The organism is Furfurilactobacillus sp. WILCCON 0119 (assembly GCF_053471565.1).
In genome coordinates, this window is the sequence record NZ_JBPCCV010000005.1 from 212,462 (window position 1) to 237,851 (window position 25,390).

The following is a 25,390-nucleotide window of genomic DNA, read 5'->3' on the forward strand; positions in this document are numbered from 1 at the left end:
ATTTTATGTGTAACAGTCATTGCATCATTCAAATGGTGGCCTAATCAACCACCGCGTTGCGTTCAATGACCCGCAACTTTGCACTATGTGAACGGCGGTTATCTGCCAGTTCCATTGCTGTGGCCTCAATGGGTTTTCGATTGACCAGGTGGAACTGGGGTAACATGTCATCCGGAACCACCGGCAACCCAGCCGGCAACTCTGGCAACTCCGTTTGTTCCTTAAACATGGTCTTAACCAACCGATCTTCTAATGACTGGAAGGTGATACAACTGACGCGGCCACCAGGATTTAGGAGCTTCAATGCTTGCTCCAAAGAACTTTCCAGTGCGCCTAATTCATCGTTGACCGCAATCCGAATGGCCTGAAAGGTCTTTTTGGCCGGGTGCCCACCATGTCGTCTGGCCCCCATGGGAATGGCATTTTTAATTAGTTCGGCCAGTTCCAACGTGGTTGTGATGGGGTGATCTGCCCGGGTCTTCTCGATTTGCCGCGCAATCTGCTTGGAAAATTTTTCCTCACCGTAACGGTAAAAAATCCGAACCAGTTGGTTGTAATCCCACTCGTTAACCACCTGCATTGCTGATAAGTCCTGGTCTTGATTCATCCGCATATCAAGCGGCGCGTCCAACCGGTAGCTAAAGCCCCGCTGTGCGTCATCAAACTGCGGGGAACTTACACCGAGGTCATACAAGACACCATCAACATGGGTCACGCCCTGGGCCGCCAATGCAGCGGTCAATTCACGAAAGTTTGCTTTGATCAGGGTCAATGTACCAGCCGCTATTGCCGCGGCCAAATGTTCTTTATTGTAATCCAGTGCCGTTTGGTCCTGGTCAAATGCGTATAGGTGACCCGTCGTCAATGCACTCAAAATCTTAGCTGAATGTCCGCCACCGCCAAGGGTACAGTCGACATAGACGCCATCAGGTTTGATGGCAAGTCCATCCACTGCTTCGTTTAGTAACACCGTCACGTGATTAAATGTTGCCATGCCGCCCTCCTCTCAGTTATTCAGCCCATTAAAAATCAAAATCTGCCATCGCTTCTGAAATATCATCAATATTATCTGCAGTTGTTTCATTGTATGCAGTCCACTCATCAGCGGCCCAAATTTCAAACCGGTTGGACACCCCAACAATGACACACGCTTTTTCTAACTTCGCATGTTCGCGTAATGGCGTGGGAATGTTGATGCGGCCCTGCTTATCAAACTCACATTCAGTTGCGCCGGCGAACAAAAACCGAGCAAACGCACGGGCATCACGTTTAGTTAACGATAATGCCTGAGTCTTTTCGACCAACTGGTTCCAATCGGCTTCAGGGTAGCCGAATAAACAGCCGTCAAGTCCCCGTGTCACCATGAATTTATCGCCCAGTTGGTTCCGAAATTTGGCGGGAATAATGAGTCGCCCTTTGTCATCAACGTTATGCTGAAACTCGCCCATGAACATGTTTGACTCACCTCCCCAACCAATTTTGTTTAGCTTCATTAGGAAACCCTTACCAATGTTGTTTTCAACGGTGGTTACACGGTCTCCATACTGCTTACGAAAAAAAGCTTACCACAATCCCCCACTCTCTACCACGTGAAACAGAAAATTGTATTATTTTTGTTAAATAATTGTTTTTTAAATGGATTAAAAAAGCTTCTCAATCATTGTTAGGCCGGGCCTAATTTCCATTTAATCCCGTTTTTGGGAAATGGTGGGGGATTTTTGTAAACTGTCCCAGCTACCAGCAACAAACGTCGCCAAAATAAAAATCGCTAAGGTCAGGATGTCACACGGTATCCTGACCTTAGCGATTTTTATTTTTTTACACAGTTGGCATTACTACCTGCGCGTCATTAGAACGACGATCACCGTGATGATGTACATGGCAAGCCAGTAGAGATCACTACTGCGCCAGTACACGACCGCCCATTTTTGGTAGCTAACGGGTTTGCGCCCCTGAAAGATTCGCCACGCTGTAATGATCCCAATCAAAAACCAGCCGGCAACCGCCCATAAAAATAGTGGGCGAACACTAAGCGTGCCCATTAAAAAAACGTTTAACACGAGCAACACCGGTAACAATGCATCCAGTGGATGAATCCACGCTGGCCAGTGCTTATGGGTTAACCGCCGCAAGAGAAACATAATGATGGCTAACAGAATTAAACACGCCACCTGAATGATAATTTCGTTGATCACACTACCCACCTCGTCATTTTTTACAGTGTTAGTATACTGGTTTGAAAACAGTGACGCAATCGCCTACACTCTATGTTATCAATTGCACTTAGCGGTTAACAATAAGTTAACCAGAAGGATACCCACATGATTGAATACTATGTTAACGACACAACGGGCCATTTGCTCCCCGTCGCCGGTCCCACGACCGACTGTTGGATCAACGTGATCCAACCCACGCCAGATGAAATCAATGAACTTGTTGCCCGCTACCACTTTCCGGCCACTTACATCAGCGCCATTTTGGATGACCGTGAAAAGTCGCGGGTCGACGGGATCGATCCCAACCGACCGAAGCAGCCGCTCCACCTGCTCCTCCAATTTCCGCAATATGAAACAACGCCCCTGGGCTACCTTGGCTTTGCCACCTATCCGTTTTCGTTCATTTTGACGGAGACCGCCGTCATCACCGTAAGTGCCCACCCGGCACCGTTCATTCATAGCTTCATCATGAACCCAACGGATACGGCCATTAAAATTGCCGACCGGCAGGACTTCATTTTACGGTTTGGTTGGTACATTGCCCATGACTTTGTCCATGCGCTCACCCTCACCGAACGCCAAACAAAAGCCCTGGAACGTGAATTGACCACGGCCACCCGTAACGACCAACTGTACCAAATTATGGCGCTGCAAAAGTCACTCATCACGTTCACCAACGCTTTAAACGATAACCGGCCGGTGTTAGACCAAATTTCCACAGCACCCGCTTATTTCAACGGCCCCGACTTTCAAGAACTGTTGGCCCAAATCATTATTGAAACTAACCAGGCTCAGTCGATGGCTGTCATCCAAAATGACATCCTCACCCAGTACAGCAACATGGTTTCTGCCATTGTTTCCAACAATTTAAATGAAGTGATGAAACTGTTAACCTCCGTCACGTTGATCATGACCATTCCAACGGTGATCGCCGGAATTTACGGCATGAACGTAACGCTCCCGTTTGCGCACTTTGCCCATGCGTTTGCCCTTGTGATGGCAGCGACGGTCATCATCTGTCTGCTCACGGCCAACATTTTGCGGCGTCATGACTGGCTCTAACTGGGAATTAGTCGCTTCTCCCTTGTACTTTACCGGAGAACACGTTAACATGAAGCATAAAAGTTTTAAGGAGTAGTTCATTTATGCAAGGTAAGAAAAAGCGTAGTGGCTTTGAAAAATTAACGATGGTCGTTGTTTGGTTCATGATTATTTTGACCCTCGGTGGGGTCATTTTAGCGGCCTTGCAACCACTAAATCTCTTTTAATCAGCACCAATTTTGCTCATCAACCACCTAAAAACCCGTTCGCGTGTCTAAAATGACACGCGAACGGGTTTTTAGGTGGTTTTGTAATTAACCTTGTGACTGCGGCGATTCTTGTTGGTACACCTGGCGCGGTCGTGAACCATCAGCTGGTCCAACGATCCCCTTGGTCTCCATATCGTCAATCATCCGGGCAGCCCGGTTATAGCCGATTCGAAACCGTCGTTGCAGTAGCGATGTTGACGCCTTTTGTTGCTCCTGAACAAAAGCAACTGCCTCATCAAACAGTTCGTCCATATCGTCTGCACGTTCTTCATCAGCAGTTTCCGCTAAGTCCGCATCGCTCACCGTCATACTGTCATCGTATTCGGCTGTCTGTTGTTCCTTAATGAAGGACACCACGGTCGCCACATCTTGATCCGAGATAAATTCCCCCTGAACCCGGGTCGGTTTGTTCTGGTCAATGGGTTCATACAGCATGTCCCCACGACCCAACAACCGTTCAGCCCCGTTACTGTCCAAAATGGTGCGTGAATCGATCCCACTGGAAACAGCAAACGCAATTCGTGACGGCACGTTTGCTTTGATTAATCCCGTGATGACATCCACAGATGGGCGTTGCGTCGCTAGGATCATGTGAATCCCAGCGGCCCGGCCCATTTGCGCAATTCGAATGATGGCATCCTCAACCTCTGACGAAACGGTCATCATTAAGTCAGCCAATTCATCCACAATCGCCACCACATACGGCAGCTTCGGTTGCGCCACATTGGTGCCCCCGTTGTTATGTTCAGCCAGTTTGTTGTAGCCATCGATGTTTCGAACACCGTAATCAGCAAACAACTCATACCGCCGCGTCATTTCGGCCACCACCTTGTGGAGAGCCTTGGCTGCCCGCTTTGGTTCCGAGACCACCGGCGTGAGCAAGTGAGGAATGTCGTTATAAACGGACAGTTCGACCCGTTTCGGATCGATCAGCATAAACTTCACTTGATCTGGCTTCGCCTGCATCAGTAAGCTTGTAATGATCCCGTTGATGGCCACTGACTTCCCTGATCCTGTTGATCCGGCAATTAACAAGTGCGGCATCTTCGTTAAATCACACATCACGATGTTCCCGGTGACATCACGCCCCAGTGGCACATTCAGTACCTTATTGGCGTGAGCCGGGGCATGTTCAATCACATCCCGGAAGGAAACCGTGGAAATCTCCTTATTAGGGACTTCAATTCCGATCAACGGTTTCCCTGGAATTGGCGCTTCGATCCGAATGTCCTTCGCTGATAGTGCAAGCGCCAGGTCATCCGCTAAGTTAACGATTTTGGAGACCTTGACCCCAATGGCCGGGTGAAGTTCATATTTTGTGACTGACGGTCCTAGACTGACGTTTTTCACCTCAGCCTCCACGTTAAAACTCGCGAGTGTTTCCTGTAAAATCCGGGAATTCTCCTCAATCGCGTTATATTCACCGCTTTGATCCGTTGGCGGGATTTCTGTTAACAAACTCGCCGTTGGCAACTGGTAATCAGAAAGGTCTGCTGACGTACTTGCAAACGGTTCGGGGTCTGTCTCCGGAAGCTTGTCCGTGTGATCAGCCGCCACCGTGATTTTTGGTGCGATTGGTGGTGCTTGTGTAACCGGTGTTGCTTTTTGAGCCGGTGCTGTCACTGGTGGTTGTGGCTGTACGACTGGTTCAGGTGTCGTTTTCGGTTCTGACTGTGGTTTGACTGGTTGATCTGGTGTCACGGTGTGCTCCACCGCTTCAGAAACGAAGTGCCGGCTCCACATCGCCACATGGCGACCGGTGCGCGCCAAGAACCGCCACAGCCAAACTAGTCCCCGACCAACCGTTGAGAACGGAATATTAAGAAGCAACATTGCCCCAACAAACAGTAGTACGGTGGACAGCAATGCTGCCCCTAAGTTAGCCACTGTGTGTTCAAACAGCGCATAGACCGCCGCGCCAATCATGCCACCGCCGACGTTCGTATTCAGGGTGCCACCCCGTAAGTTTTCGCCCAAAAACCCCCAGGTCAGTGCGATAAACTTCGTGTGGTAATTCAACCCCATAAACAGTCGTAAGTGATCGTAAACGAGCACCCCGAGGTACACGAGCAGCGCGCCCGTTACCTGCTGCCGCGGAAGTCGCGGCCACCGCCCCGTGACACCAAGAATGAGGCCGCCAAGGACCAAACCAGCCGCAAGCACCTGGTTTGTGTTTCCCACCAAAATTGAAAAACAGTTGGCAACAAACGTTCCCGCTGCCCCGAGTCGTAAACAGGCAATGAGCGATAACAACGCGAGCCCAAACCCGACAACGTTTTTTGTATACCGAAATTCACGGGTCGCTTTTTTAGTTTGCGGACGCTTGCGCTTAGTGGCCGGCCGTTTACGGGTGGTCTTTTTTCGTGCTGGCATGTTACTGCGTCCCCCTTTGTTCATTGACTACCATGGTTACTTTAATTTGTCGTTTTTGTACCAGTACGTTTGGTCAAGCTGATTGAACCCCTGCTGGCGGACAGCTTCATAAATAACGATTGCCGCTGAATTGGATAAGTTCAGTGCCCGAATGTGCGAATCATCCTGAGGAATCCGAATGGCTTCATCAGGATGCTGGCGCATAAATGGTTCTGGCAACCCCGTTGTCTCCTTCCCAAACAAAAACCAGTAGTCGTGATCAGGCTTGGAATAATCTGGATCAACATACGTTTGGTTGGCAAATTTCGACACTAAAAACAGTTCATCTTCTTCAGGGATGGCCGCCATAAACGCCTGGAGGTTCTTATGGTATGTAATGGCAACCTTATCCCAGTAATCCAATCCCGCCCGTTTTAAGTGGGCATCATCTGTCGAAAACCCTAGTGGTTCGATCAGGTGAAGGGCTGTATCTGTCCCAGCACAGGTCCGGGCAATGTTTCCAGTATTTGCAGGCATTAATGGTTCAAATAAGGCAATGTGATTAGTCACGATAAAACTCCTTTTAAGCGCATTAGTTACAATCAATAAAATGTAATAACGAAAATAAAAACGTAGTCACCTCGGTATCAAGATACAGCGAGGCACTACGTTAATGAAGTCCAACTCTGAAAGTCACTAACGAAAAAATTTCGATATTGGCTCCCGAATGATTCCACAAGCATCGTAGCACTTGTGCAACACCACTGCAATGGTCGAGACCACGTAACGCTTGTGCGCCTATGCACCAACCGTGACGGACAGGATGCTAACATCCACAGTCACAGCCGCAACTGGATCCTGTTTAGCGGCCTTGCGATGCACGTCATCGGTACCCCAGCTTAACGGTGTCATGGCCAGCATGTCATCGATCCGCTCGGCACCAATGGAGAATTGATACTGCACTTGTTCACGGGTCATCGTCGGGTAGTGTTGCTCGAAGAGATCAACCACCCGCTCATTTTGATAGTGATATTGCGGGTCAGTTTCTTCATACAACGCGTGACGCAATTCCACAAGGTAATTTGCGTTTGGCACCACCTTAATGATCTGCCCCCCAGGCCGGATAACCCGTTCAAATTCACGGTACGCTGACGGCGAAAACAGTTCAATGACGGCATCAAACGACTGGTTTGCAAACGGCAGGTTCGCCAAGTCTGCCACGCAAAAGAAACTTTTGGTGGCTAACTGCGTGGCTAGATTCACGCCATCTTTTGAGATATCAAATCCGATCAATGTATCCGCCGGTTGTTGGCGTAGCTGATCCAACTGTGCTAACGGCGTCCCCTCACCCGTACCAACGTCAAGAATCCGTTGGGGGGTTGGCGCCAACTGTGCATTGATCTCCTGCACGATTGGGGCAAAGAGCCCCGCAGTCAGCATCCGCCGGCGGGCTGCCAGCATCAAGGCGTCATATTCGGTCGCCACCGCGTGATTTAAAAAGTACAGACTGCCCTTTCGGTTTAGGTCCAGGCTGTGGCCGCGTGAGCAAACCACGGTGTGACCGGCCACATGATCGTAAGCGTCACCACACGTTGGGCACCGAAACAGTGCCAAATGTTCAGTTATAAATTGAGTGCCCTCGTCGATTTTTTTCATAACATCAATTATACCATTTGAAGTGTTGACCGACCGGAAAAACAGTTAAATGGTTGTGCTAATTCTTCAAAAATAAACGTACCCCCAAACTCACTTCTGGAGTCCGGTGGTACGTTTATGGCTAATCTTGCTTGTTTTCTGGTTGTGGGGCCTGTGCTGCTGGGCTAGTTACCTCAGCTTGGTACCACCGCGCGTGCTCGCGCCAATAGTGATAGCAATGTGTCCCGATGACTTTCAAAATGGCATAGCCGGGAACCCCAAAAATAACACCCAAAACACCAAAGATTTTTCCCGCCGCTAACAGCACAATGATGATTGTAACCGGGTGAATTTTCAGGCTCTGACCAAGGATCAATGGTGAAATCAGCCGGCCTTCAATGGTCTGCTCAATGGCAAAAACAATCAAGACTTCTACCAACATCCACGGTGATGTAAACACACCAACCACAACAGCCGGCACCATTGCTAAAAATGAGCCGAGGTATGGAATCAAATTTAGTAGGCCCGCCACAATACCTAGTGTCAGGGCAAACTTTAAGCCAATGATGAGGTAACCCACGTAAAACATCAGGGCGACAAAGAACGCCACCGTCAGCTGCCCCCGAATGTAATTGGCAACCTGGTCATTGATTTCCTTTAACACGGTTAAAAACGAACCCTGCAACCGTTCGGGCAGTAGTCGCGCCGCAGCCCGGGGTAGTTTTCTGCCTTCCAATAACATGTACCACAAGATGAATGGGAAGGTCACCAGAGCAACCAACCAGGTGGTCACAGAACTCACCACGCTGCCCAGCCCGCCGATCGTGTTACCGGCTGTATTCTTAACCACTCCACTCAGACTCTTGTTCAATTGGGTATCGTATTGGTCCAGCAAGTGCCGCAGCCACTTCAGATTAGGGTCTTGCCACAGTGACGTGGTGGAGTTAAGCACGTTTTGCCAGTACCGGGGCCAATTATGGATGAGACCACCAATTTGTGTCTGAATAACCGGAATAACGCTCACCACGCCCCAGATAAGTAGCGCCCCCACAATAATGAAGAGCCCAATGATCGACCACGTTCGTCGAACATGGAACCGGCCACGTTCTAGCCAGTCCACCACCGGGTTCAGCAGGTAATAAAAGACCCCCGCTAAGATTACAGGGCCACCAATAATACTGAAAAATTGCTGAACCGGCTTAAAGAACCATGCCACCTGCTGAAACAACCAGAGAATGCTGAGGGCCAGCAAGATGATTGCTAAATACATCAGGATCCGTTTAGCACCGGCACTGCTCAATAACCGTGGCGTTTTTGTCGCGCCCTTTTTTCGTTCCATCACGTGTCCTCCCCTGAACGGAATTTCTTGCTTGCAAGTATAGCATAAACAACCGCCAGCCCATGATTTTCCGGCTTTTTCCCCCGTTATTTGGTGACGACAATCTGCTTGTGAAACTTTAAGTAATCGTTTTCACTATGCTATACTAGGCACCAATAAGACGAGGAGGCATCATCACTATGTTAGAAAAATTTCTTGTTGGTACATACACAAAGAAGACAAGCGCCGGGGTCTACGAAATGACGCTCGACACGGACACCGAATCACTGAGTGCCCCAACGCTTGTTGCCCACGCAGACAGCCCAACCTACCTGGCCCTTTCTAAAGCGCACAAGCTGTACGCTGTTGATAAAGACGCGGCCGCTGGTCAGGGCGGCACCTCAGCGTTTGACCTGTCAACAACACCAGCCACATTGCTGAACCATGTTTTCTCAAACGGTTCCAGTGCTGCCTATGAAGCCATTGATGAGGCACGCCAACTCGTTTACGAGGGGAATTACCACACGGGGACCGTTAAGAGTTTTACCATTCAACCAGATGGCTCCCTCGCCCTTGCTGACGTGATTACGCACACAGGCACCGTTGGCCCCAAACCAGAACAAGCTGATGGCCCCCACGTGCACTACACCAACCTGACACCAGATAACCGCCTCATCGTTTGTGATCTCGGCCTGGACCAAGTCATGATTTACGATGTCAGTGCTGCCGGGAAATTAACGCTTGTTTCCACCTACCAAACGGAACCCGGGTTTGGCCCCCGTCACGTTGTGTTCCACCCAACAAAACCCTTGTGTTATTTAGCTGGTGAATTAAGTAGTCAAATCGCCGTATTGGCTTATGATGCCGCCACTGGCACCCTCACCCATGAACAAACCGTTTCAACCATTCCAGCTGACTGGACGGCCCATAACGGTGCCGCCGCCATTCGGATCTCACAGGATGGACAATTTGTTTACGTCAGCAACCGTGGTTTTAATACACTAGCTGTGTTTGCGGTCTTAGAAGATGGTACACTGTCTCTACGGCAACAAATCAGTACCGAAGGCGATTTTCCTAGAGATTTCGATCTCGATCCATCCCAACGGTTCGTGGTTGCGGTTAACCAAAACACGGATAACGCGACCCTCTATCGTCGTAACGCCACCACTGGTCAGCTCACGCTCCAGCAAAAAGACGTTGCGGTTCCTGAAGGTGTCTGTGTCCTGTTTGAATAACCATTTGCCGATTACACATAGGTAAAGGAGAATTACTGTGAGCGTTCAATTTATCTCAGAAGTCGCCGTCGAAAATTACACAACGGTTCCCGCCGCCATCGCTGCTGGTGCAAACCGGATCGAACTAAACGATAACTTAGCCGTTGGCGGAACAACCGTTAGTCGTGGGGTGATGAGTGAAACAGCTCGTTACGCCAGTGAACACCATGTTCCTGTCACGGCCATGATTCGCCCCCGGGGCGGTGACTTCGTGTACAACGATACCGAAATCAAAATCATGGAAGCAGACCTCTTTTCCGCGCAAGAATTGGGACTGGATGGCGTTGCCTTTGGTGCGCTCACGCCTGATCACAAACTCGATGTCGATGCGTTGGAACAGTTGATTGCCGCAGCTAGCGGCATGAGTCTAACGTTCCACATGGCGTTTGATGAACTCGCGCCTGCTGACCAGTTAACCGCCATTGACTGGCTTGTGGATCATGATTTTGACCGCATCTTGACACACGGAGGACCACTGACCGCGCCCATTAGTGACCACCTTGATCACCTTCAGGCGCTGATTACCGCGGCGGCTGGGCGCATCACGATTCTTCCAGGCGGTGGTATTACGGCTGAAAACGCAGCTACCATTGCGGAAACACTTCAAGTCCACGCGCTTCACGGAACAAAGGTTATTGACTACTAACTAACCGATCAATTGTAACCTACTGTCATCCACGTTCACGTTGATCATGTAAAAAGGCTGTTATCCTCACTGGGATAACAGCCTTTTTACATGAGTTGTTGTTTTAGTTTGTCCGGCGGAGTTGCCAATCCAGCCCTAATAAGCTCGCCGTGGTCACCAGTCGATCCGGGAGTGTACATTTTGCCACCACGGAGTCCGTTCCTTGATCAGACGTCAGGTCAAACTGAAAGTACCCGCTCCCTAGCTCTTCGGTCGTAACGCGATAGTGACCAATTCCCGCTTCATCAACGTGTTCTTCGCCATCACAAATCAGTTCTGTCATTTATTAACCCATCCTTGCCATAATTGTATTTATTCTACGTTATTTGTAAATTAATAATTAGGTAGTATAGCACTAATCTACACCCGGTCAGCCGTTCACCCAAAATTCATTCAGGATCATAACAAATCTTAACTAAAAGGATTACAAGTCCACCCCCGCGGTCTTGTAATCCCCTTTTTTAATTCTGCTTATTCACTTGCTGCTAATAATTGAACAATATCTTGCTCCGGGGCCACATGCACCGTTTGTTCCTGCCCCACAAAGGGGTCAAAGAAACGAATATCGGTGCAGGCAAGCGCCTGCCGCTCGATTCCCCAATCCAACGGGCCCTCGTACAGCTCGTCACCAACCAAGGGGTGCCCAATACTGCTAAAATGCACGCGGATTTGGTGCGTTCGCCCGGTGTGTAACCGCACTTTGACAACCGTGAACCGGGCTGTCTCATTGAGTACCCAAAATTCGGTGTGCGCACTCTGCCCAGTGGGCCCCGTTGTTCGTTTAACAAACGACGTCTCATCCCGCAAGATTGGCGCGGTGATGTCACCGTGCGCTGGCAAGCCGACACCGGCCACCACCGCAAGGTACGTTTTGGCCATACTGTGATCCTTCAATTGTTTATCCAACACCGAATGAGCCATATGATGTTTACCAAACAAAACGATGCCGCTGGTCCCCTTATCCAATCGGGTCACAATGTGGGGCACCTGGAGGGCCATCCCGTGTGTGATGAAGTAGCCCTTTGCTCGGTTGACCATCGTGTCATTGCCATAATGGTGCGCCGGAACGGACGCCACCCCCGCCGGCTTATTCACAATTAAAAAGTTGTCATCCTCGGCAACAATCGTTAACGGGGCGTCAGAAATCGCAACCGCCGCGTTAGCCGGTTCCGGTGGTAATGTGATGGTCACCACGTCTTGTGGTTGCACCAGATCCACACTCCACGCCGGCACATGGTTAATCTGCATGCTTCCACCATGAAACTTGATTTGAATCAAAACGGCGTGAGAAACCCCGTGAGCGCTTAAAAACGTCCCCAGTTTGACCGGTTCATCCCCCTGATGACGCCACTCAAACTGCAATGGATACGCCATTATAAAACGTCTCCAATAAAGGATTCACGAACGCGTTCCCAAAACGCCGTGTGCCGATACTCCGCAAAATAAATGCGCTGCTCAGAAACACGAAACGTAATTTCCTTGATCAACCGTTCTGGCGTTTGGAATTGGTCACAAGTGATGGCAAAGTTATCGGCATCCTCAGAGCGTAAGGTCACCCATTCATCCTTGCCGATCACAAAAGAAGCCCCCAACGTCCGGAAGACCCGGTTATTAATGGACGCAATCTCAGCCATTTGGATGGCCTCAATTTCTGGATGTAAAACGGCCCCACCCAGGGATTTATTGTAGCCAGTTGACCCTGTTGGCGTTGAAAAACACAGGCCATCACCACGGAATCGTTCAAAAAGCTGATCCTTAATGTAAACATCGCAAACCAACGTTTTGGCGGCTTTTTTAACGGTTGCTTCGTTTAACGCTAAGAACTGACGTGGCTGTGTTTCACCCTTATACGTGATGTTAATATCCAGTAGTGGATAACTCACACTTTCGCCGTTGTCATGCGTTAAGCTGGAAACCAGTTGGTCAATCTCATAATCGCGCCAGTCTGTGTAAAAACCTAAGTGTCCCGTATGTAACCCGACAAACCGAACGTGGGCAAGCATTGCTCGGTAATGGTGAAACGCGGATAACATGGTGCCATCACCGCCGACCGAAACCACAATGTCCGGATTTTTATCATCAATGCTTAAATTGGCCTTATTTAACGCCACCGTCAGTTTTTCAATGACAGCCCGCGTTGCATCATTTGGATAATAACTGTAAATTGCAATCTTCATCTGCAACCTCTACTCTCTTTGCACAACCGTTCCTCACGCTTGTGGCTTCGTTGCTGTGTGCTCATCAGGTTTATCGCCGTCAGTCGCTGGTTCTTCTTCGGGCGCTGGTTCTGGTTGCGCCTCCGATAAATCAGCCCGAATGGCTGACATTTCTTGATCCAACCGAAACGCTGCTTCACCAGCCCGTTCCAACCGTTCCTGAAGTTCCTTTGGAAATTCACCCTGATACTTGTAGTTTAACGAATGTTCAATCGTTGCCCAGAAATTCATGGCAAGCGTCCGAACCTGAATTTCGGCTAAAATTTTCTTTTCGCCGCCCATCATTTGAACGGGATACGAAACTACAATGTGGTAAGAACGATAGCCGCTGGGCTTCACGTTTGAAATGTAATCACGTTCTTCTAAAATCGTCATGTCCGTTCGCTGGCGTAACAGGTCAACGACTTGATAAATATCATCCACAAATTGACACATAATTCGGAGGCCGGCGATGTCTTGCATATCGGCCTCGATTCGGTCCTCCGCCACGTGACGACGCACCATTTTTTCCTGAATGCTCCCCACTGGCTTCACCCGGCCCGTCACAAATTCAACGGGGGATTCTTGACCAGCATCCTTATATTGTCGCCGAATTCCACGAAGCTTAACCTTGAGTTCTTCAACGGCTTGTTCATAAGGGAGCAAAAAGTGGTCCCAGTCTTCAATCATCTGATGACCTCCCATAGATGTTCTCCAGTGTTAGAGCGCTCAGCCAATTCAACTGAACGATTTCTAACTTACAGAAAATAGTTTACCATATTTACTGCCCTGACGGGGATTGTCCGCCCGTTAACCTCATAAAACGTTTGACTTTACTTTCTGCAAAAAATCGGGCATGATAGTTCCAGTTGAGCGAGAGACACGGATGCCATCCCATGGCATTGCAACCGGTTGTCTGTCGCTTTCATTGACTGCTTAACCATCATCGGGTAAGCTAATTCAGTAAAAACAGATTACACTCATCATTTTATGGAGGTCGGACCGTGTTAGAAGTTTATCTGTTTGTTAATCCCCTTGGTTCTACTTGTTATACATGTGAACAGCAAGTGAACCGGGTCGCCGCCCAAACGAAGAGCAAACTCCAAATTCAGTTTGTCCCGATGCTTACCTTACAGACGATCAGCGAAACTTTTCACCGATTAAATGCACAGCATCCTGGTACAATCGAGCGCAACCAACTGGCACAACAAATGTATCAAATCATCATGGACTACAAGGCTGCCTCCTTTCAGGGCAAACGCCTCGGCCGGCAATTCTTTCTTCAACTTCAAGGCCACTTGCTAGAACAACACGAAGTCTACACAGAAGCACTTGGTCGCAGTGTTGCTGAAGCATTGGGACTCGACCTTGAAATGTTTGACGACGACCGCCATAGCAAACTGGCAGAAGAGGCCTTCGCGTCTGATCAGCATCTTGTTTCTGAAATGAACATTGATCACCCTGGCGAAACGGTCATTTTCGATGTCGATGATTTCGACTACGGTCTCTTAATGGACGAATTCGATTACGAAACCTTATTCGAAATTAGCGAACACGCCAGCAACACGAACATCGCCAGCCTGTCTCAGGCGGTAGAACACATGACAGATAAGGCTAACCTTCGCGTTCTGTAATGCCTAATTCGTTTGAATAGCACATTATCAAAAATTTCATTACCCAGTTTATTGGTGCTCTGTTACCGCTCATTGTCGAGCAGTGATGGATCACCAATTTTTATTTATTAGCCCCTCCTGAATCCAGCTCAATCGTTACCGCCAAACCAAAAAGTCGCGGATCATTGCAACCTTGCAACGATCCGCGACTTATTTTAATTGGTTCTGTGAAGACGTTTAAACACCAGCGTAACGCTAACTTTACTGTCCTACTTCAGTTCATGAGTCATCAGGTGTTCAAATTCGTTTAACCGCTCCTCAAAAACCGTAAAGGCGTCCGTCAGGTAATCGGCTTGGGTCATATCAACCCCAGCTGTCTTCATAACGTCCAACGGATACTGCGCACTACCCGCTTTCAAAAAGTCCAAGTAGCGCGTTCGTGCGGCTGGTTCCTGTTTTGTGATTCGACTGGCCAATGTGGCTGCTGCCGCGAACCCTGTTGCATACTGAAAGACATAATAATTGTAATAGAAATGGGGAATCCGCGACCATTCATTCGCAATTTCTGGATCTGGCGTCAACGCTGCCCCATAATAAGTCTGGTTCAGTTGACCGTACTGCTCTGAAAGACCCTTAGCTGTTAACGGATGGCCGGCAGCATCTTCCTGATGCAGCCAGTGTTCAAATTCAGCAAATTGCGTTTGCCGGTAGACGGTCCCCTTGAACCCATCTAAATAGTGGTTCAGGATGTACGCCCGCACCTTCGGGTCATCATTTGTTGCCAACAGATAATCCGTTAACAAGTTTTCATTTGTAGTTGAGGCTATTTCTGCCACAAAGATCGCGTAATCACCATACTGATACGGTTGATTATGGCGTGTGTAATAACTGTGAATACTGTGTCCCATTTCATGAACCAGTGTGAACAGTGACTCCAAATTATCCTGCCAGTTTAAAAGAATGTAGGGATTGGTGTCGTACACCCCTGAAGAAAATGCGCCACTCCGTTTGCCCTTGGTTTCGACAACATCAATCCACCGTTGATCAAACGCTTCCTCCACATGACTCACATAATCCGGCCCCAAGACACTGAGCGCCGTTAAGGCCACTTGCTTCGCCTCAGAATACGTGTAACTCAACGGTGCGGCGCCCGTAATCGGCGTGTATAAGTCGTACGAATGTAACTCATCCAACTTCAAGAGCCGTTTTCGAAGCGCCACGTAACGGTGCAATGCATCAAGGTGACCATTAACTTCATTGACCAGTGTTTCATACGCTGCTTCCGGCACGTTATTTTCGGCTAGCGCTGCGGCCCGTGCCGACTCATAATGGTGAACCCGCGCATCAAAGTTGTGCCCCTTCACGTTACTGATCAGCGTTGAGGCAAACGTATTTTGAAACTGCATGTAGACTTCGTACAGTTGCTTAAACGCTGCTTCTCGTACAGAACGATTGGTCGACTCCAAGAGCACACCGTAAACACCTTGACTGAGCCGAACATCATTCCCGTCATTATCCTTCACCACTGGGAACACTAAATCAGCGTTATCCAAGACGCCAAACGTCTTTGCAGATGCGCCAAAAATGTCACTTGCACCTGCTAAAAGTGCTTCTTCGTTTGCCGGCAATGTGTGGGTTCGCGCCCGGTCTAAGTCTGCAAAAAAGTGCTGGTATGGCGCTAATTGGGGCGTTTGTAACCATTCAGTTAATGTCGCCTCTGGAATCGTTAGCACCTCTGGCCGAAACCAGGCTAACGCACTTGCCGCCCGGGCTGCTAAATCACCGGCTTGTGCAGCCAGTGCCTGGGCAGCCTGATCGCTGGTGTCCTGTTCCTGCTTCAGGGAGGCGTACACATCCACGTTTTCTAGTTGATGATAAACGGTGAGTAAGTAAGTCGTCCCGGATAATAACTCGTTCGCCCCGGCACCCAATGTCCCCTTATAGTGATCAACCTGTGTTAACGCCTGTTCCACCGCTTTGTACGCACGGTGCCACGCGTCATCCGTTTCAAAAATCTGGGTCAAGTCCCAGGTCAACTGTTCCGGTACTTCGTCACGGGTTGGTAATTGTTTGATTTCTGCCATTGGTTCCTCCTCTGGTGCATATTATCGAATCTTGCCTTCTACTTTAGCAGACTTTGTTCATGTTCGGCACAAAAAAAGGTTGCACATTGTTGTTCACTAATCGTTTGTCTCATTTGTCGAGATACCAAATGTACGTTTTGAAACCAACGAAAGCTCGGCACCGCGTACTGTTGCCAGGCAGTCACACGTTGCCGGGTGGAACTTGTTGGGTGTAATTGCCACCATAATACTAATGGTATCCGCCAAGCCAACACGCTATTAAGCCAGTATGGCGTTTCGTATTCATCACCAAAAACCCATTCCGGTAGTGTTTGCAACGTTTGGTGTTGCGCGTAACACAATGCCTGCCAGGCCATGACGGTTGGTTGCCGATAGTGCAAGCCCCAGCTAATGGCCCGCTGTTGTCGCCGTCTGTTCGCAACTGAAAGCTGTGTCTCACCACAAGCGCCCTCACGCTTTTGCCACCACTCATGCCAACTCGACCATGTTTGAAACTGCTTCTCCTGAAACAAAACGGGTAAAAACGGTGCCACCTTGATGCCACTCAACACAACCATCGCATTTTTAGTCGTTGACCAATACAAAACGCACGCCCCATGTGTCGGGTGCCACAAAAGGAACTGACCCACCTTCCCCAAGTTCAAACGTTTTCTTGGCGCATAGGGCTGGCCCAGTAGCCATAATTGTTGGTAACCGCCCTGCTGATAACCGCTGATTCGCTCACGCAAGTGCCTGTGTTTAATGGGGCTACACTGAAATTCAATTGCAACCCGCCCGTTTAATAGTAAATCTGGTCGCTGGTGAAGTGCTTGTAACGGTCGTTCCAACTGCACCACCCCACCTTGTGCGAGAAACCACTGTGTCAACTGCCGCTTTCCTAAAAGGTGTTGGTCCGTTTCGCCTTCGCTAAAGTTGTGACACGCTTGACGCCGTTGGTGGGCAAAATACGGCTGCCGAATCCGACCACTCCGAAGCACCACGCATTGATGACACGCTGGACAAATAAAGGGGTCCTCGTGCCCCGCGTCTTTCGCGTCAGTTAGCCGCCCCGTGACCCGTTGTTGTGCAATTAACATTATGTCTCCTCCATCAGTCACATACGAAAACGACCGCTTTTTGAACGAAAGTTAGGTTAAATGGTGATCATTATGCTAACATGTTGAGTGTTGTGGTTTGTCCAAATACTGAGGACATTAAAAGCTGGTCATTTTTTGGAGACGCATTGCATGAAAAAAAGATCGTTAGCAACCGCTAGTGGGATTACTGGTCTTATTGGCGGCATTATTTTATTATTTGGATTCGCCATCGTTGCCGGAACTGCGATGACTGAAAACTCAGTTGCCATTGTTACAGTCTTCGTCATCTTGGCTCTGTTGAAAATCGCAATTTTAACTTTGGGGATTACCGGCACCGTTTATTACCGTGATGATTCACGGGTTGGAACAATGCCCGGAATTTTGCTCATCGTCGGTGGGGGTGTTAGCCTCCTCCTCGGTTTTGTCGGCGGAATCGTGGCCATCGTTGGGGCGTCATTTTACCTCAGCAAACTGAAGAACTTTAAGGCATAAAAATAAGGCTCCAGAAACCGGGATAACCTGGTTTCTGGAGCCTTATTTTTATGCACTTTTACACCATTACTTAAAGTAGTGGCGAGCTAACTCTAATGCTGACGTCTCCATGACCCGTTCACCATGTTCGGTCAACACATCCCCCGTAATACTGGTCTTATTGGCGTATTCCAGAGCAACCGCAACATCATTTTTAATCATCTCAGGCGTTGTCTGATCCGTAAAGAATACCAATTCAAGGTAGTAGTGATCACGATACTTATATAAATTTGAAACGGCCCCTTCTAAACGCAACGTTTGCGCGATGGACACCAAGTTTTCAAAGTCATCTAGTCGTAACACTACTTCATGCGTTGGCATATCTGGATTATTGATAAACCCCTTCAAATCGTCCGCATCCTCATCATCGTCTTTAATTTGGCTCTTCCGCTCATCTGCTTCGTCGTCCCTTGCATCACGGGATTGCAACTGCTCCTTGATAAAATCGGACACCTGATCCGTTGAGGCACTGTCAAAGTCGACCGCCCCACTCAAATCATCATTTTCATCATCAAAGTCAAGGTTGTCATCACCATCTGGATCGACGTTTTTACTAATAAATAGTTCCAGGCCATTCCGGTTCGGCAGGACTTGGAAGGTCACCGCTTCATTATCTTGAAATTGGTGATCAACATCAACCTCTTCCAGAATGCTATAAAAGAAGCGTTCAATCTGCTGATGGTTTCCCAATAGATCCAGCACGGTAATCCCCCGCGCTGACAGATCCTCATTACCGATCAACACACGGATTGTATTTTCATTAATGCGTTCCATCTCCATTTAAAACACCCCTTTCACCAGAAAAGATCCAGACTAAATGTTTATTCATATTCTAGTCTTCTAGGCGGCAAAGTAAAGTTTAACCACCTCATTTCAACCGACTTTTTCGGCTGAACAATAAAAAACGAATCCACGGAATATTATCCCATAGATTCGACTCGTTGCAAATATTCTTGTAACTTATTATAAATCTGCTAATCGTTGTGCTTCAGCCAATTCCAACGCCCGGACGTCACGTGGCAAGAACCGCCGAATTTCGTCTTCGTTGTAACCGACTTGGAGCCGCTTATCATCCATGATGATGGGCCGCCGTAATAGCGCAGGATTTTCATGAATCAATTCAATCAGCTGATTCATTGGTAATTCATCTAAATCAATGTCTAAGTCCTGAAAGACCTTTGAGCGCTTTGAAATAATTTCTTCAGTACCATCTTCAGTCATTCTTAGGACTGTTTTAATCTCATCAGTTGAAAGTGGTTCCGCAAAGATGTTCCGTTCTGAAAACGGGATGTCATTTTCAATCAACCAAGCGCGTGCCTTCCGGCAAGAAGTGCAGCTTGGCGATGTGTATAATGTTACCGGATTACTCATAAATTGTCGTCCCCCTAATGCCTAATTTGAGTTGGGTAGATCGAATTATCCTATGAATATATTGTACAACACTGAATCCAAAAATGAAAGACTTCTTTTAAATAAGTAGAACGTACATTCGTTTTGCAATATAGACAGATGTTTGATATTCGTTTATTAACTTACTAAAAATCGACAAATTTTGGTTTAATTGCAAAAACACATTTCGTTTCATATCATTTTTACCGTCTTATTTTTATAAGCTGGTTTTTATTGAGAATCCGCTTACACATTGACTCACCAGGTCCATCATCTTTTACACAATCAAATTTGCCATTCTTGTTTTGCTGAGGCCAACGCAACTGAAACAGTCGGGCCTGCTGCGTCCTGAGCTTGATCGCGTAAAACGGATAATTGGCCGGTTTGTGGCAAATGGGTCAGTAACAGCTGCTTAGCGGTTGCTTGCTTTGCCAACACCCCCGCTTGAGTCGACGTCATGTGCCACATTGGACCGTCATGATCTGCAAAAAAGTTCGTATCAACCATGAGGAAGTCCGCGTGCTGAACAAATGCAGCCATCGTTGGAATTGCGGCAGTATCCGCACTAAAGGCCAGAACCCGTCCCGTCGTTGTTTCTTCAATTCGAACGGCAAACGTTGGGACAGGATGTTTAGTTTTGAGAAACGTGATCAAAAATGGCCCAAGGGTCAATGGTGTTTGGTCATTATAGGGCCGCCCCACCGTCGCATTCGGCCAGGTAAGTGCGGCAAAGTTTAACGGGTCCTCGGTATGCCCGTAAATTGGGAGCACCGGCTGCTTCCGTTTGCCTTGATCCAATTGCCATTGATACTGAAGGACCCCAACATCGGCCGTATGATCATGATGATAATGTGTTAGTAGGACGGCATCCAGTTGGAGTGGACTTAGAACACGTTGAAGTGCTAATAACGTCCCACTACCAGCGTCAATCATTAAATGATAGTCCCCGCTTTCTAGCAAGTACCCCGTCGTCCCAACACCGTTTGCAGGATAACCACCATAATAACCCAAGATTGTTAATTTCATTTATCTGTCCCCCTTACGTTGTCTTTAATGTACATGGTCAACCTTAAATTTATCCCCGTCAAGCGTCCCCTTTTTACAAGGTTTAAGAAGTCGACTATAATTAAGGTGAAAGTAATTGATGGAGGTAATTGATTATGACACGTTCAGTATCGTTAACGTTTGGGACCAAACCCATCCTTCAAAAAATCCAGGCTGATAGTCCTCACGGCCAACTGATGGCGTTGTCCGAGACCAGTGGTGTCGCACGGTTAATGTTGCTTGATGTTTCAGATCGTGAAAATCGTTTTGCAAACCCAATTTCCTTTAACGTTTTGGCAGAACGGCCACGGCCTGAATATCATGACTTCTTTTCATTCATCAATTTGCAACTAGACCCTGATCACGCAAAAATTTTGCGTGCCAGTGTTGATCACTTTTTGGATCAGGATCAGCCACTGGGGTTGGGCGCGTTCCTGTTGCTAGAAAACACAAAATCTCCCAGCGACTATTTACTACTCTCATCCTGGGAGCAAGTCACTGATTATCACGCTTGGCTCTCAAGCCCTGAATTCAGTGTTTTTACACCATTCTACAAACAGACTCAGTATAACTACCGTGAAGTGGCTTATAAACGGACTTCACTCGATAAAGCTTAACAAACAACAAGCCATGCGTCCTAAGTGTAATTAGGGCGCATGGCTTGTTTTAGGCTAATCCAAAGGTCGTTTCATCCTGTTGTGTTAATCCCACGGTGGATAGCTGGTGGTCCTTATCAATGAACACAGCCCCGTAGCAATCCGGGTGCGCTGCCAGCCACGTTTCATCTGCACCACCCGCAAAAAAGAGCCGGGTTGACTCGATCTCACCAATCACAGACTGCCGACTAAAAACAGTTACACTGGCAAGCGTCGTTTCAAACGGGTAGCCGGTTCGGCCATCCAAAATATGGTGGTAATCATGACCATCAACCGTTAAATGGCGTTCATACACGCCTGAGGTAACTGCGGAGCACGCCGGGAGAACAACCCGCCCTAACGTGGCGCCCCGCGCCGACCATGGGTCCTGAATCCCGATTCGCCAGCGCTGATCAACATGTGTTGGTGCTGGCCCAACAAATAGTAAGTTCCCGCCCAGGTTGATCATCCCCGCGGAAATTCCCGCCGATTGCCAGAGGTCTTGAATTCGGTCGGCAATGTACCCCTTGGCAATCGCGCCAAGGTCCAGCTCCATCCCTGCAGACTTTAAAAACACACTTTGCAGTGCGTCATCCAAAACAACCTGTTGGGGATCAATTAGTCGCTGAACTCGGGCTAACGTTTCCTCTGCGGGCTTGTGGGCGTCGACAAAGCCAATGTGCCACGCCTTGACCAACGGACCAATGGTGGCGTTAAATCCACTATTTTCTAAACTCGCCGCCACGGCCATCTTCACCAACGTGTAGGTACTTCCCGATACCTGAACGGGATGATCACCGGCTGCATGATTAATGGCCATCACTTCTGATGCTGGTCGATTGACCGTTAGCTCATCTTCAAATCGGTTCACTAACTGCTTGCTCTGGGCAAGTAACCCCGGAACTGGAATGCCAAACGTGGTTAGCTGGATTTTTGTTCCCAGCGCATGAAACCCTTGGCTTTCCTGGTGCCGAAGTCCTTCTGAACTAACCGATCCGGCCCACCCTGCCTGCATTTCGTTCATTGTATCATCCTCTCGCCAATAATCTATGTTTCATTATGAGCCCACGTCACTGGTTCTGTCATCATTTTTAGTCCATCATGGCATTAAATAGTTGCGATTAAAAAAGTAAGCATTCACCAATTAAGATGAATGCTTACTTATCATGATTGCGGGAGCTGGATTTGAACCAACGACCTTCGGGTTATGGGCCCGACGAGCTACCAGACTGCTCCATCCCGCGATAATAGAATTATTGGTCAACTTGAACAGCAACTGTTCAAATCAACTATATAATCATACCACCAACTACGTTTAAAGTCTAGTCATGACTTGCGATAAATCATTTGATCCTTGATCGAATGCTAACTGCCCTTTACTTACCCAGGAGACGTTTAATGAGCGTGTAAGCACGTTCAACAACTGGCCGGACCGAATAATCAAAGACACCGATATTCTCTCTCGTAACGCCACCAAAGCCCTGTTTAAACATCAACACGCCATCAGAACCATCGAAGTTCCCAGAAACGCCGTAGAAATTATATAACGGAATGTTTAATTTAATGGCCAGCCGAATCATGTGATCTTGAATCATGTATGGCGCATAGAACTTTTTAAACTGATCATTTGTAAAACTAAACATGTACCCAATTTCTTGTGGCTCAATGAAGAACATCGCCCCAGACAAGACCGCTACGTTGCCATACTCCGCTTTAAACGTTTCTGCGTCATGAATCCGTTTTTTGTGCTGATTAACCTGATCTAAATATTCATGCTGACGGGCCTTCAAATGTTTATTACTTTTTTCCGCAATCTTTTTATCAAGTTCGTTAAGCAAACCCGTCAGCTCATCGATCCGGTCCGTTTGACTTTGAATGTACGCATCGAAGTCAATTTCAGCAAAGATAAACTTAACGTCATCACCGTATGCTCGGTACGTCTTTTGGTAGTAATCCAACGGTTTATCCTCAAAGTTAAGCCGTTGCGCTGTCTCACTGGTATACTGGTGAAACAGTGGTAGTTCATCGTAATCGATTTCTCTAAGCCGGACACCAAACTGCTGTGTCTTCTTCAGGGCATATTGGGCATCCTTTTCATAGGTCGAAAAAACAGTCGCCACAGATACACCCGTTAATGGTTTAACAAATTCGTATCCCAGGGTCGCTGTGGAATAGCCTGCAACCGTTGGTGTGTGCTTAAAACCAGCCTGTTTAAGGTTCTGGATGGCCGTTTGATTCTGTGTCGCTTGTACTTGACCATCATTGTCTAATTCATGAACTGCTAACGTCGGTTGAACATGCAACGTTAAGCCACCATGATCATGAGCAAATTGTTTCAACCCGTTCATCATGGCCGTCACAACCTGTTCGTTATCATAGTCCATTAACGGGCCACCAACGACTTCAAATGCGCTGCCAAGCCGAAGCTTCCGCCAACTCACCAGGGCACCCGCAATCAGCTGATTATCGTCATTTTTAAGCCCCAAATAAGCCGTTTGCACACCCCGAGCCTTCAATTCATGGGCCTGCTCAACCGTTTGCATATACGTTCCAAGTTGCGCCTTTTTTTCAAATAAATCATATTCATTTTCGTCTAGTTGTACCACTTGCTGCATGCTTATTAATCCCCCATTTTCAGTTATTACCATCATATCATCCGTAACTGTTATTTGTTGGTAAACGTCATTCGCAATTTTACGAACAAAACAAAAGAGGACTCACAATTGTGAGTCCTCTTTTTATTTTTATGACCCCTACGGGATTCGAACCCATGTTACCGCCGTGAAAGGGCGGTGTCTTAAACCACTTGACCAAGGGGTCATGATAAATATTAATTGATAAAACGGAGAAGGAGAGATTCGAACTCTCGCGCCGCTTACGCGACCTATACCCTTAGCAGGGGCACCTCTTCAGCCACTTGAGTACTTCCCCAAAACCAAATGGGCACAAGTGGACTCGAACCACCGACCTCACGCTTATCAGGCGTGCGCTCTAACCAGCTGAGCTATGCGCCCATGAAAGCGGGTGACGAGAATCGGACTCGCGACAGCAGCTTGGAAGGCTGCGGTTTTACCACTAAACTACACCCGCAAAACATGGTTGTTACTATGGCGCGGGACAGAATCGAACTGCCGACACATGGAGCTTCAATCCATTGCTCTACCGACTGAGCTACCGAGCCATTTTAAGCGGTCCCAACGAGACTCGAACTCGTGATCTCCTGCGTGACAGGCAGGCGTCCTAACCAACTGGACCATGGGACCAAAATTGCGGGGGCTGGATTTGAACCAACGACCTTCGGGTTATGGGCCCGACGAGCTACCAGACTGCTCCACCCCGCGATAATATTAAAAAGAAAAGGAGGATAAGAGATTCGAACTCTTGCGTGGACTTGCGCCCACCTGACGGTTTTCAAGACCGTTCCCTTCAGCCAGACTTGGGTAATCCTCCATAAAAACAAGTGGACCATTAGTGGACCTTGTAGGACTCGAACCTACGACCGAACGGTTATGAGCCGTTTGCTCTAACCAACTGAGCTAAAGGTCCAAGTTCACTACGGTACCAATCGCGGCAGGGGGGATCGAACCCTCGACCTCCCGGGTATGAACCGGACGCTCTAGCCAGCTGAGCTACACCGCGATCATAAATAACTACAAAAGCTATTTATAAATCGGGAAAACAGGATTCGAACCTGCGACCCCCTGGTCCCAAACCAGGTGCTCTACCAAGCTGAGCTATTTCCCGAAAACAATTTGAATCTCGCGACTAAGTCGCAATGCACCCAGTAGGAGTCGAACCTACAACCTTCTGATTCGTAGTCAGACACTCTATCCAGTTGCGCTATGGGTGCAAATAGTGCCGAGGACCGGGATCGAACCGGTACGGTCATCACTGACCGCAGGATTTTAAGTCCTGTGCGTCTGCCAATTCCGCCACCCCGGCATCATTGAATTGGCAAAGCGGAAGACGGGATTCGAACCCGCGACCCCCACCATGGCAAGGTGATGTTCTACCACTGAACTACTTCCGCATA

Annotated in this window: 25 protein-coding genes and 15 tRNA genes; 7 read left to right on the plus strand and 33 right to left on the minus strand. The window is 48.2% G+C overall.

What is annotated here, in order from left to right:
- Positions 1 to 40 precede the first annotated feature (40 nt).
- The 3 genes from rsmH to ACRYI5_RS09535 all read right to left on the minus strand — a co-directional run bounded on the left by rsmH (position 41) and on the right by ACRYI5_RS09535 (position 2,195).
- Positions 41 to 994 carry a 16S rRNA (cytosine(1402)-N(4))-methyltransferase RsmH gene (gene rsmH, locus ACRYI5_RS09525; protein ID WP_448225101.1) on the minus strand — a complete coding sequence of 318 codons (954 nt, stop codon included), beginning with the start codon at positions 992 to 994 and terminating at the stop codon, positions 41 to 43.
- A gap of 28 nt (positions 995 to 1,022) precedes the next feature.
- Positions 1,023 to 1,454 (minus strand): division/cell wall cluster transcriptional repressor MraZ, encoded by a 432-nt coding sequence (mraZ, locus tag ACRYI5_RS09530; protein ID WP_448225102.1) that lies wholly within the window; start codon positions 1,452 to 1,454, stop codon positions 1,023 to 1,025.
- A 381-nt stretch (positions 1,455 to 1,835) separates the two neighbouring features.
- Positions 1,836 to 2,195 carry a DUF3397 family protein gene (locus ACRYI5_RS09535; protein ID WP_448225103.1) on the minus strand — a complete coding sequence of 120 codons (360 nt, stop codon included), beginning with the start codon at positions 2,193 to 2,195 and terminating at the stop codon, positions 1,836 to 1,838.
- Between the two features lie 126 nt (positions 2,196 to 2,321).
- Here ACRYI5_RS09535 and ACRYI5_RS09540 point away from each other — a divergent pair, with 126 nt between their 5' ends.
- Both ACRYI5_RS09540 and ACRYI5_RS09545 read left to right on the plus strand, forming a co-directional pair.
- Complete coding sequence (locus ACRYI5_RS09540; RefSeq protein ID WP_448225104.1) at positions 2,322 to 3,278, plus strand: magnesium transporter CorA family protein; 957 nt, start codon at positions 2,322 to 2,324, stop codon at positions 3,276 to 3,278.
- 83 nt (positions 3,279 to 3,361) lie between these two features.
- The gene (locus ACRYI5_RS09545; RefSeq protein WP_407879906.1) at positions 3,362 to 3,484 is read left to right on the plus strand and encodes a DUF4044 domain-containing protein; all 123 of its coding nucleotides are present in this window, start codon (positions 3,362 to 3,364) and stop codon (positions 3,482 to 3,484) included.
- Positions 3,485 to 3,571: 87 nt separating this feature from the next.
- Here ACRYI5_RS09545 and ACRYI5_RS09550 read toward each other — a convergent pair whose 3' ends face one another.
- From ACRYI5_RS09550 to ACRYI5_RS09565, 4 genes are all read right to left on the minus strand, one after another.
- Positions 3,572 to 5,899: a DNA translocase FtsK gene (locus ACRYI5_RS09550; RefSeq protein ID WP_448225105.1), complete on the minus strand. Its 2,328-nt coding sequence runs from the start codon at positions 5,897 to 5,899 to the stop codon at positions 3,572 to 3,574.
- Positions 5,900 to 5,935: 36 nt separating this feature from the next.
- Positions 5,936 to 6,448, minus strand: a complete 513-nt coding sequence (locus ACRYI5_RS09555; protein WP_407879908.1) for a tRNA (cytidine(34)-2'-O)-methyltransferase — start codon at positions 6,446 to 6,448, stop codon at positions 5,936 to 5,938.
- A gap of 228 nt (positions 6,449 to 6,676) precedes the next feature.
- A complete protein-coding gene (locus ACRYI5_RS09560) occupies positions 6,677 to 7,534 on the minus strand; it encodes a methyltransferase domain-containing protein (protein ID WP_448225106.1) in 858 nt (285 codons plus the stop codon).
- Positions 7,535 to 7,655: 121 nt separating this feature from the next.
- Entirely contained in the window at positions 7,656 to 8,852 is a 1,197-nt protein-coding gene (locus ACRYI5_RS09565) for an AI-2E family transporter (protein ID WP_448225107.1), read from the minus strand.
- Between the two features lie 179 nt (positions 8,853 to 9,031).
- On the opposite strand from ACRYI5_RS09565, the gene ACRYI5_RS09570 reads away from it, so the two are divergent.
- Together ACRYI5_RS09570 and ACRYI5_RS09575 are read left to right on the plus strand one after the other, a co-directional pair.
- Positions 9,032 to 10,066, plus strand: a complete 1,035-nt coding sequence (locus ACRYI5_RS09570) for a lactonase family protein (RefSeq protein WP_407879912.1) — start codon at positions 9,032 to 9,034, stop codon at positions 10,064 to 10,066.
- 37 nt (positions 10,067 to 10,103) lie between these two features.
- The gene (locus ACRYI5_RS09575) at positions 10,104 to 10,751 is read left to right on the plus strand and encodes a copper homeostasis protein CutC (RefSeq protein ID WP_448225108.1); all 648 of its coding nucleotides are present in this window, start codon (positions 10,104 to 10,106) and stop codon (positions 10,749 to 10,751) included.
- A 103-nt stretch (positions 10,752 to 10,854) separates the two neighbouring features.
- Here the strand turns inward: ACRYI5_RS09575 and ACRYI5_RS09580 are convergent, their stop codons facing one another.
- From ACRYI5_RS09580 to ACRYI5_RS09595, 4 genes are all read right to left on the minus strand, one after another.
- Positions 10,855 to 11,073, minus strand: a complete 219-nt coding sequence (locus ACRYI5_RS09580; RefSeq protein ID WP_448225109.1) for a hypothetical protein — start codon at positions 11,071 to 11,073, stop codon at positions 10,855 to 10,857.
- A 188-nt stretch (positions 11,074 to 11,261) separates the two neighbouring features.
- Positions 11,262 to 12,164, minus strand: a complete 903-nt coding sequence (locus tag ACRYI5_RS09585) for an RluA family pseudouridine synthase (RefSeq protein WP_448225110.1) — start codon at positions 12,162 to 12,164, stop codon at positions 11,262 to 11,264.
- Positions 12,164 to 12,967 (minus strand): NAD kinase, encoded by an 804-nt coding sequence (locus ACRYI5_RS09590; protein WP_448225111.1) that lies wholly within the window; start codon positions 12,965 to 12,967, stop codon positions 12,164 to 12,166. Before ACRYI5_RS09590 ends, ACRYI5_RS09585 begins: the two co-directional genes overlap by 1 nt.
- A 33-nt stretch (positions 12,968 to 13,000) precedes the next feature.
- Positions 13,001 to 13,675 carry a GTP pyrophosphokinase gene (locus ACRYI5_RS09595; protein WP_407879918.1) on the minus strand — a complete coding sequence of 225 codons (675 nt, stop codon included), beginning with the start codon at positions 13,673 to 13,675 and terminating at the stop codon, positions 13,001 to 13,003.
- Between the two features lie 314 nt (positions 13,676 to 13,989).
- On the opposite strand from ACRYI5_RS09595, the gene ACRYI5_RS09600 reads away from it, so the two are divergent.
- Positions 13,990 to 14,619: a DsbA family protein gene (locus tag ACRYI5_RS09600; RefSeq protein ID WP_407879919.1), complete on the plus strand. Its 630-nt coding sequence runs from the start codon at positions 13,990 to 13,992 to the stop codon at positions 14,617 to 14,619.
- Between the two features lie 248 nt (positions 14,620 to 14,867).
- On the opposite strand, the gene pepF is transcribed toward ACRYI5_RS09600, so the two are convergent.
- Both pepF and ACRYI5_RS09610 read right to left on the minus strand, forming a co-directional pair.
- On the minus strand, positions 14,868 to 16,682 hold the full coding sequence (gene pepF / locus ACRYI5_RS09605; protein ID WP_448225112.1) for an oligoendopeptidase F: 1,815 nt from the start codon (positions 16,680 to 16,682) through the stop codon (positions 14,868 to 14,870).
- Positions 16,683 to 16,720: 38 nt separating this feature from the next.
- Positions 16,721 to 17,758, minus strand: coding sequence for a competence protein CoiA (locus ACRYI5_RS09610; protein WP_448225113.1), 1,038 nt, complete (start codon positions 17,756 to 17,758; stop codon positions 16,721 to 16,723).
- Between the two features lie 150 nt (positions 17,759 to 17,908).
- Between ACRYI5_RS09610 and ACRYI5_RS09615 the strand changes: the two genes are divergently transcribed.
- Positions 17,909 to 18,250 carry a hypothetical protein gene (locus ACRYI5_RS09615; RefSeq protein WP_448225114.1) on the plus strand — a complete coding sequence of 114 codons (342 nt, stop codon included), beginning with the start codon at positions 17,909 to 17,911 and terminating at the stop codon, positions 18,248 to 18,250.
- Between the two features lie 66 nt (positions 18,251 to 18,316).
- On the opposite strand, the gene ACRYI5_RS09620 is transcribed toward ACRYI5_RS09615, so the two are convergent.
- The 3 genes from ACRYI5_RS09620 to ACRYI5_RS09630 form a co-directional block, all read right to left on the minus strand.
- Complete coding sequence (locus ACRYI5_RS09620; RefSeq protein ID WP_407879928.1) at positions 18,317 to 19,069, minus strand: adaptor protein MecA; 753 nt, start codon at positions 19,067 to 19,069, stop codon at positions 18,317 to 18,319.
- A 183-nt stretch (positions 19,070 to 19,252) separates the two neighbouring features.
- Positions 19,253 to 19,660, minus strand: a complete 408-nt coding sequence (gene spxA / locus ACRYI5_RS09625) for a transcriptional regulator SpxA (protein WP_407879930.1) — start codon at positions 19,658 to 19,660, stop codon at positions 19,253 to 19,255.
- Between the two features lie 303 nt (positions 19,661 to 19,963).
- A complete protein-coding gene (locus tag ACRYI5_RS09630) occupies positions 19,964 to 20,704 on the minus strand; it encodes an MBL fold metallo-hydrolase (RefSeq protein WP_448225115.1) in 741 nt (246 codons plus the stop codon).
- A gap of 134 nt (positions 20,705 to 20,838) precedes the next feature.
- Here ACRYI5_RS09630 and ACRYI5_RS09635 point away from each other — a divergent pair, with 134 nt between their 5' ends.
- Positions 20,839 to 21,339 (plus strand): antibiotic biosynthesis monooxygenase, encoded by a 501-nt coding sequence (locus ACRYI5_RS09635; protein WP_407879933.1) that lies wholly within the window; start codon positions 20,839 to 20,841, stop codon positions 21,337 to 21,339.
- A 49-nt stretch (positions 21,340 to 21,388) separates the two neighbouring features.
- Here ACRYI5_RS09635 and ACRYI5_RS09640 read toward each other — a convergent pair whose 3' ends face one another.
- From ACRYI5_RS09640 to ACRYI5_RS09720, 17 genes are all read right to left on the minus strand, one after another.
- Positions 21,389 to 22,381 carry an FAD:protein FMN transferase gene (locus ACRYI5_RS09640; RefSeq protein ID WP_448225116.1) on the minus strand — a complete coding sequence of 331 codons (993 nt, stop codon included), beginning with the start codon at positions 22,379 to 22,381 and terminating at the stop codon, positions 21,389 to 21,391.
- 146 nt (positions 22,382 to 22,527) lie between these two features.
- Positions 22,528 to 22,601: transfer RNA gene (locus ACRYI5_RS09645), tRNA-Met, on the minus strand.
- Positions 22,602 to 22,733: 132 nt separating this feature from the next.
- Positions 22,734 to 23,972, minus strand: a complete 1,239-nt coding sequence (locus tag ACRYI5_RS09650; RefSeq protein WP_448225117.1) for a peptidoglycan bridge formation glycyltransferase FemA/FemB family protein — start codon at positions 23,970 to 23,972, stop codon at positions 22,734 to 22,736.
- Between the two features lie 132 nt (positions 23,973 to 24,104).
- Positions 24,105 to 24,177, minus strand: a tRNA-Glu gene (locus ACRYI5_RS09655).
- 23 nt (positions 24,178 to 24,200) lie between these two features.
- Positions 24,201 to 24,288 (minus strand) — tRNA-Ser (locus tag ACRYI5_RS09660).
- 9 nt (positions 24,289 to 24,297) lie between these two features.
- Positions 24,298 to 24,371 (minus strand) — tRNA-Ile (locus tag ACRYI5_RS09665).
- Between the two features lie 5 nt (positions 24,372 to 24,376).
- Positions 24,377 to 24,447 (minus strand) — tRNA-Gly (locus tag ACRYI5_RS09670).
- An 18-nt stretch (positions 24,448 to 24,465) separates the two neighbouring features.
- Positions 24,466 to 24,538, minus strand: a tRNA-Phe gene (locus ACRYI5_RS09675).
- Between the two features lie 8 nt (positions 24,539 to 24,546).
- Positions 24,547 to 24,620: transfer RNA gene (locus ACRYI5_RS09680), tRNA-Asp, on the minus strand.
- A 4-nt stretch (positions 24,621 to 24,624) separates the two neighbouring features.
- Positions 24,625 to 24,698 (minus strand) — tRNA-Met (locus ACRYI5_RS09685).
- Positions 24,699 to 24,715: 17 nt separating this feature from the next.
- A tRNA-Ser gene (locus ACRYI5_RS09690) sits at positions 24,716 to 24,807 on the minus strand.
- A gap of 22 nt (positions 24,808 to 24,829) precedes the next feature.
- Positions 24,830 to 24,903: transfer RNA gene (locus tag ACRYI5_RS09695), tRNA-Ile, on the minus strand.
- Positions 24,904 to 24,922: 19 nt separating this feature from the next.
- Positions 24,923 to 24,996: transfer RNA gene (locus tag ACRYI5_RS09700), tRNA-Met, on the minus strand.
- Positions 24,997 to 25,027: 31 nt separating this feature from the next.
- Positions 25,028 to 25,101 (minus strand) — tRNA-Pro (locus ACRYI5_RS09705).
- Between the two features lie 32 nt (positions 25,102 to 25,133).
- Positions 25,134 to 25,207 (minus strand) — tRNA-Arg (locus ACRYI5_RS09710).
- A 6-nt stretch (positions 25,208 to 25,213) separates the two neighbouring features.
- Positions 25,214 to 25,299 (minus strand) — tRNA-Leu (locus tag ACRYI5_RS09715).
- Positions 25,300 to 25,315: 16 nt separating this feature from the next.
- Positions 25,316 to 25,387 (minus strand) — tRNA-Gly (locus ACRYI5_RS09720).
- Positions 25,388 to 25,390 lie beyond the last annotated feature (3 nt).

Excerpts from the sequence above, each read along its gene's own strand:
- ACRYI5_RS09630 (WP_448225115.1), bottom strand. The coding sequence starts at position 20,704 with ATGAAATTAACAATCTTGGGTTATTATGGTGGTTATCCTGCAAACGGT.
- ACRYI5_RS09565 (WP_448225107.1), bottom strand. The coding sequence starts at position 8,852 with ATGGAACGAAAAAAGGGCGCGACAAAAACGCCACGGTTATTGAGCAGT.
- spxA (WP_407879930.1), bottom strand. The coding sequence starts at position 19,660 with ATGAGTAATCCGGTAACATTATACACATCGCCAAGCTGCACTTCTTGC.
- rsmH (WP_448225101.1), bottom strand. The coding sequence starts at position 994 with ATGGCAACATTTAATCACGTGACGGTGTTACTAAACGAAGCAGTGGAT.
- ACRYI5_RS09540 (WP_448225104.1), top strand. The coding sequence starts at position 2,322 with ATGATTGAATACTATGTTAACGACACAACGGGCCATTTGCTCCCCGTC.
- ACRYI5_RS09650 (WP_448225117.1), bottom strand. The coding sequence starts at position 23,972 with ATGCAGCAAGTGGTACAACTAGACGAAAATGAATATGATTTATTTGAA.
- ACRYI5_RS09590 (WP_448225111.1), bottom strand. The coding sequence starts at position 12,967 with ATGAAGATTGCAATTTACAGTTATTATCCAAATGATGCAACGCGGGCT.
- ACRYI5_RS09615 (WP_448225114.1), top strand. The coding sequence starts at position 17,909 with ATGAAAAAAAGATCGTTAGCAACCGCTAGTGGGATTACTGGTCTTATT.
- mraZ (WP_448225102.1), bottom strand. The coding sequence starts at position 1,454 with ATGTTCATGGGCGAGTTTCAGCATAACGTTGATGACAAAGGGCGACTC.
- pepF (WP_448225112.1), bottom strand. The coding sequence starts at position 16,682 with ATGGCAGAAATCAAACAATTACCAACCCGTGACGAAGTACCGGAACAG.
- ACRYI5_RS09545 (WP_407879906.1), top strand. The coding sequence starts at position 3,362 with ATGCAAGGTAAGAAAAAGCGTAGTGGCTTTGAAAAATTAACGATGGTC.
- ACRYI5_RS09640 (WP_448225116.1), bottom strand. The coding sequence starts at position 22,381 with ATGAACGAAATGCAGGCAGGGTGGGCCGGATCGGTTAGTTCAGAAGGA.
- ACRYI5_RS09560 (WP_448225106.1), bottom strand. The coding sequence starts at position 7,534 with ATGAAAAAAATCGACGAGGGCACTCAATTTATAACTGAACATTTGGCA.
- ACRYI5_RS09635 (WP_407879933.1), top strand. The coding sequence starts at position 20,839 with ATGACACGTTCAGTATCGTTAACGTTTGGGACCAAACCCATCCTTCAA.
- ACRYI5_RS09580 (WP_448225109.1), bottom strand. The coding sequence starts at position 11,073 with ATGACAGAACTGATTTGTGATGGCGAAGAACACGTTGATGAAGCGGGA.
- ACRYI5_RS09550 (WP_448225105.1), bottom strand. The coding sequence starts at position 5,899 with ATGCCAGCACGAAAAAAGACCACCCGTAAACGGCCGGCCACTAAGCGC.
- ACRYI5_RS09585 (WP_448225110.1), bottom strand. The coding sequence starts at position 12,164 with ATGGCGTATCCATTGCAGTTTGAGTGGCGTCATCAGGGGGATGAACCG.
- ACRYI5_RS09595 (WP_407879918.1), bottom strand. The coding sequence starts at position 13,675 with ATGATTGAAGACTGGGACCACTTTTTGCTCCCTTATGAACAAGCCGTT.
- ACRYI5_RS09620 (WP_407879928.1), bottom strand. The coding sequence starts at position 19,069 with ATGGAGATGGAACGCATTAATGAAAATACAATCCGTGTGTTGATCGGT.
- ACRYI5_RS09610 (WP_448225113.1), bottom strand. The coding sequence starts at position 17,758 with ATGTTAATTGCACAACAACGGGTCACGGGGCGGCTAACTGACGCGAAA.
- ACRYI5_RS09570 (WP_407879912.1), top strand. The coding sequence starts at position 9,032 with ATGTTAGAAAAATTTCTTGTTGGTACATACACAAAGAAGACAAGCGCC.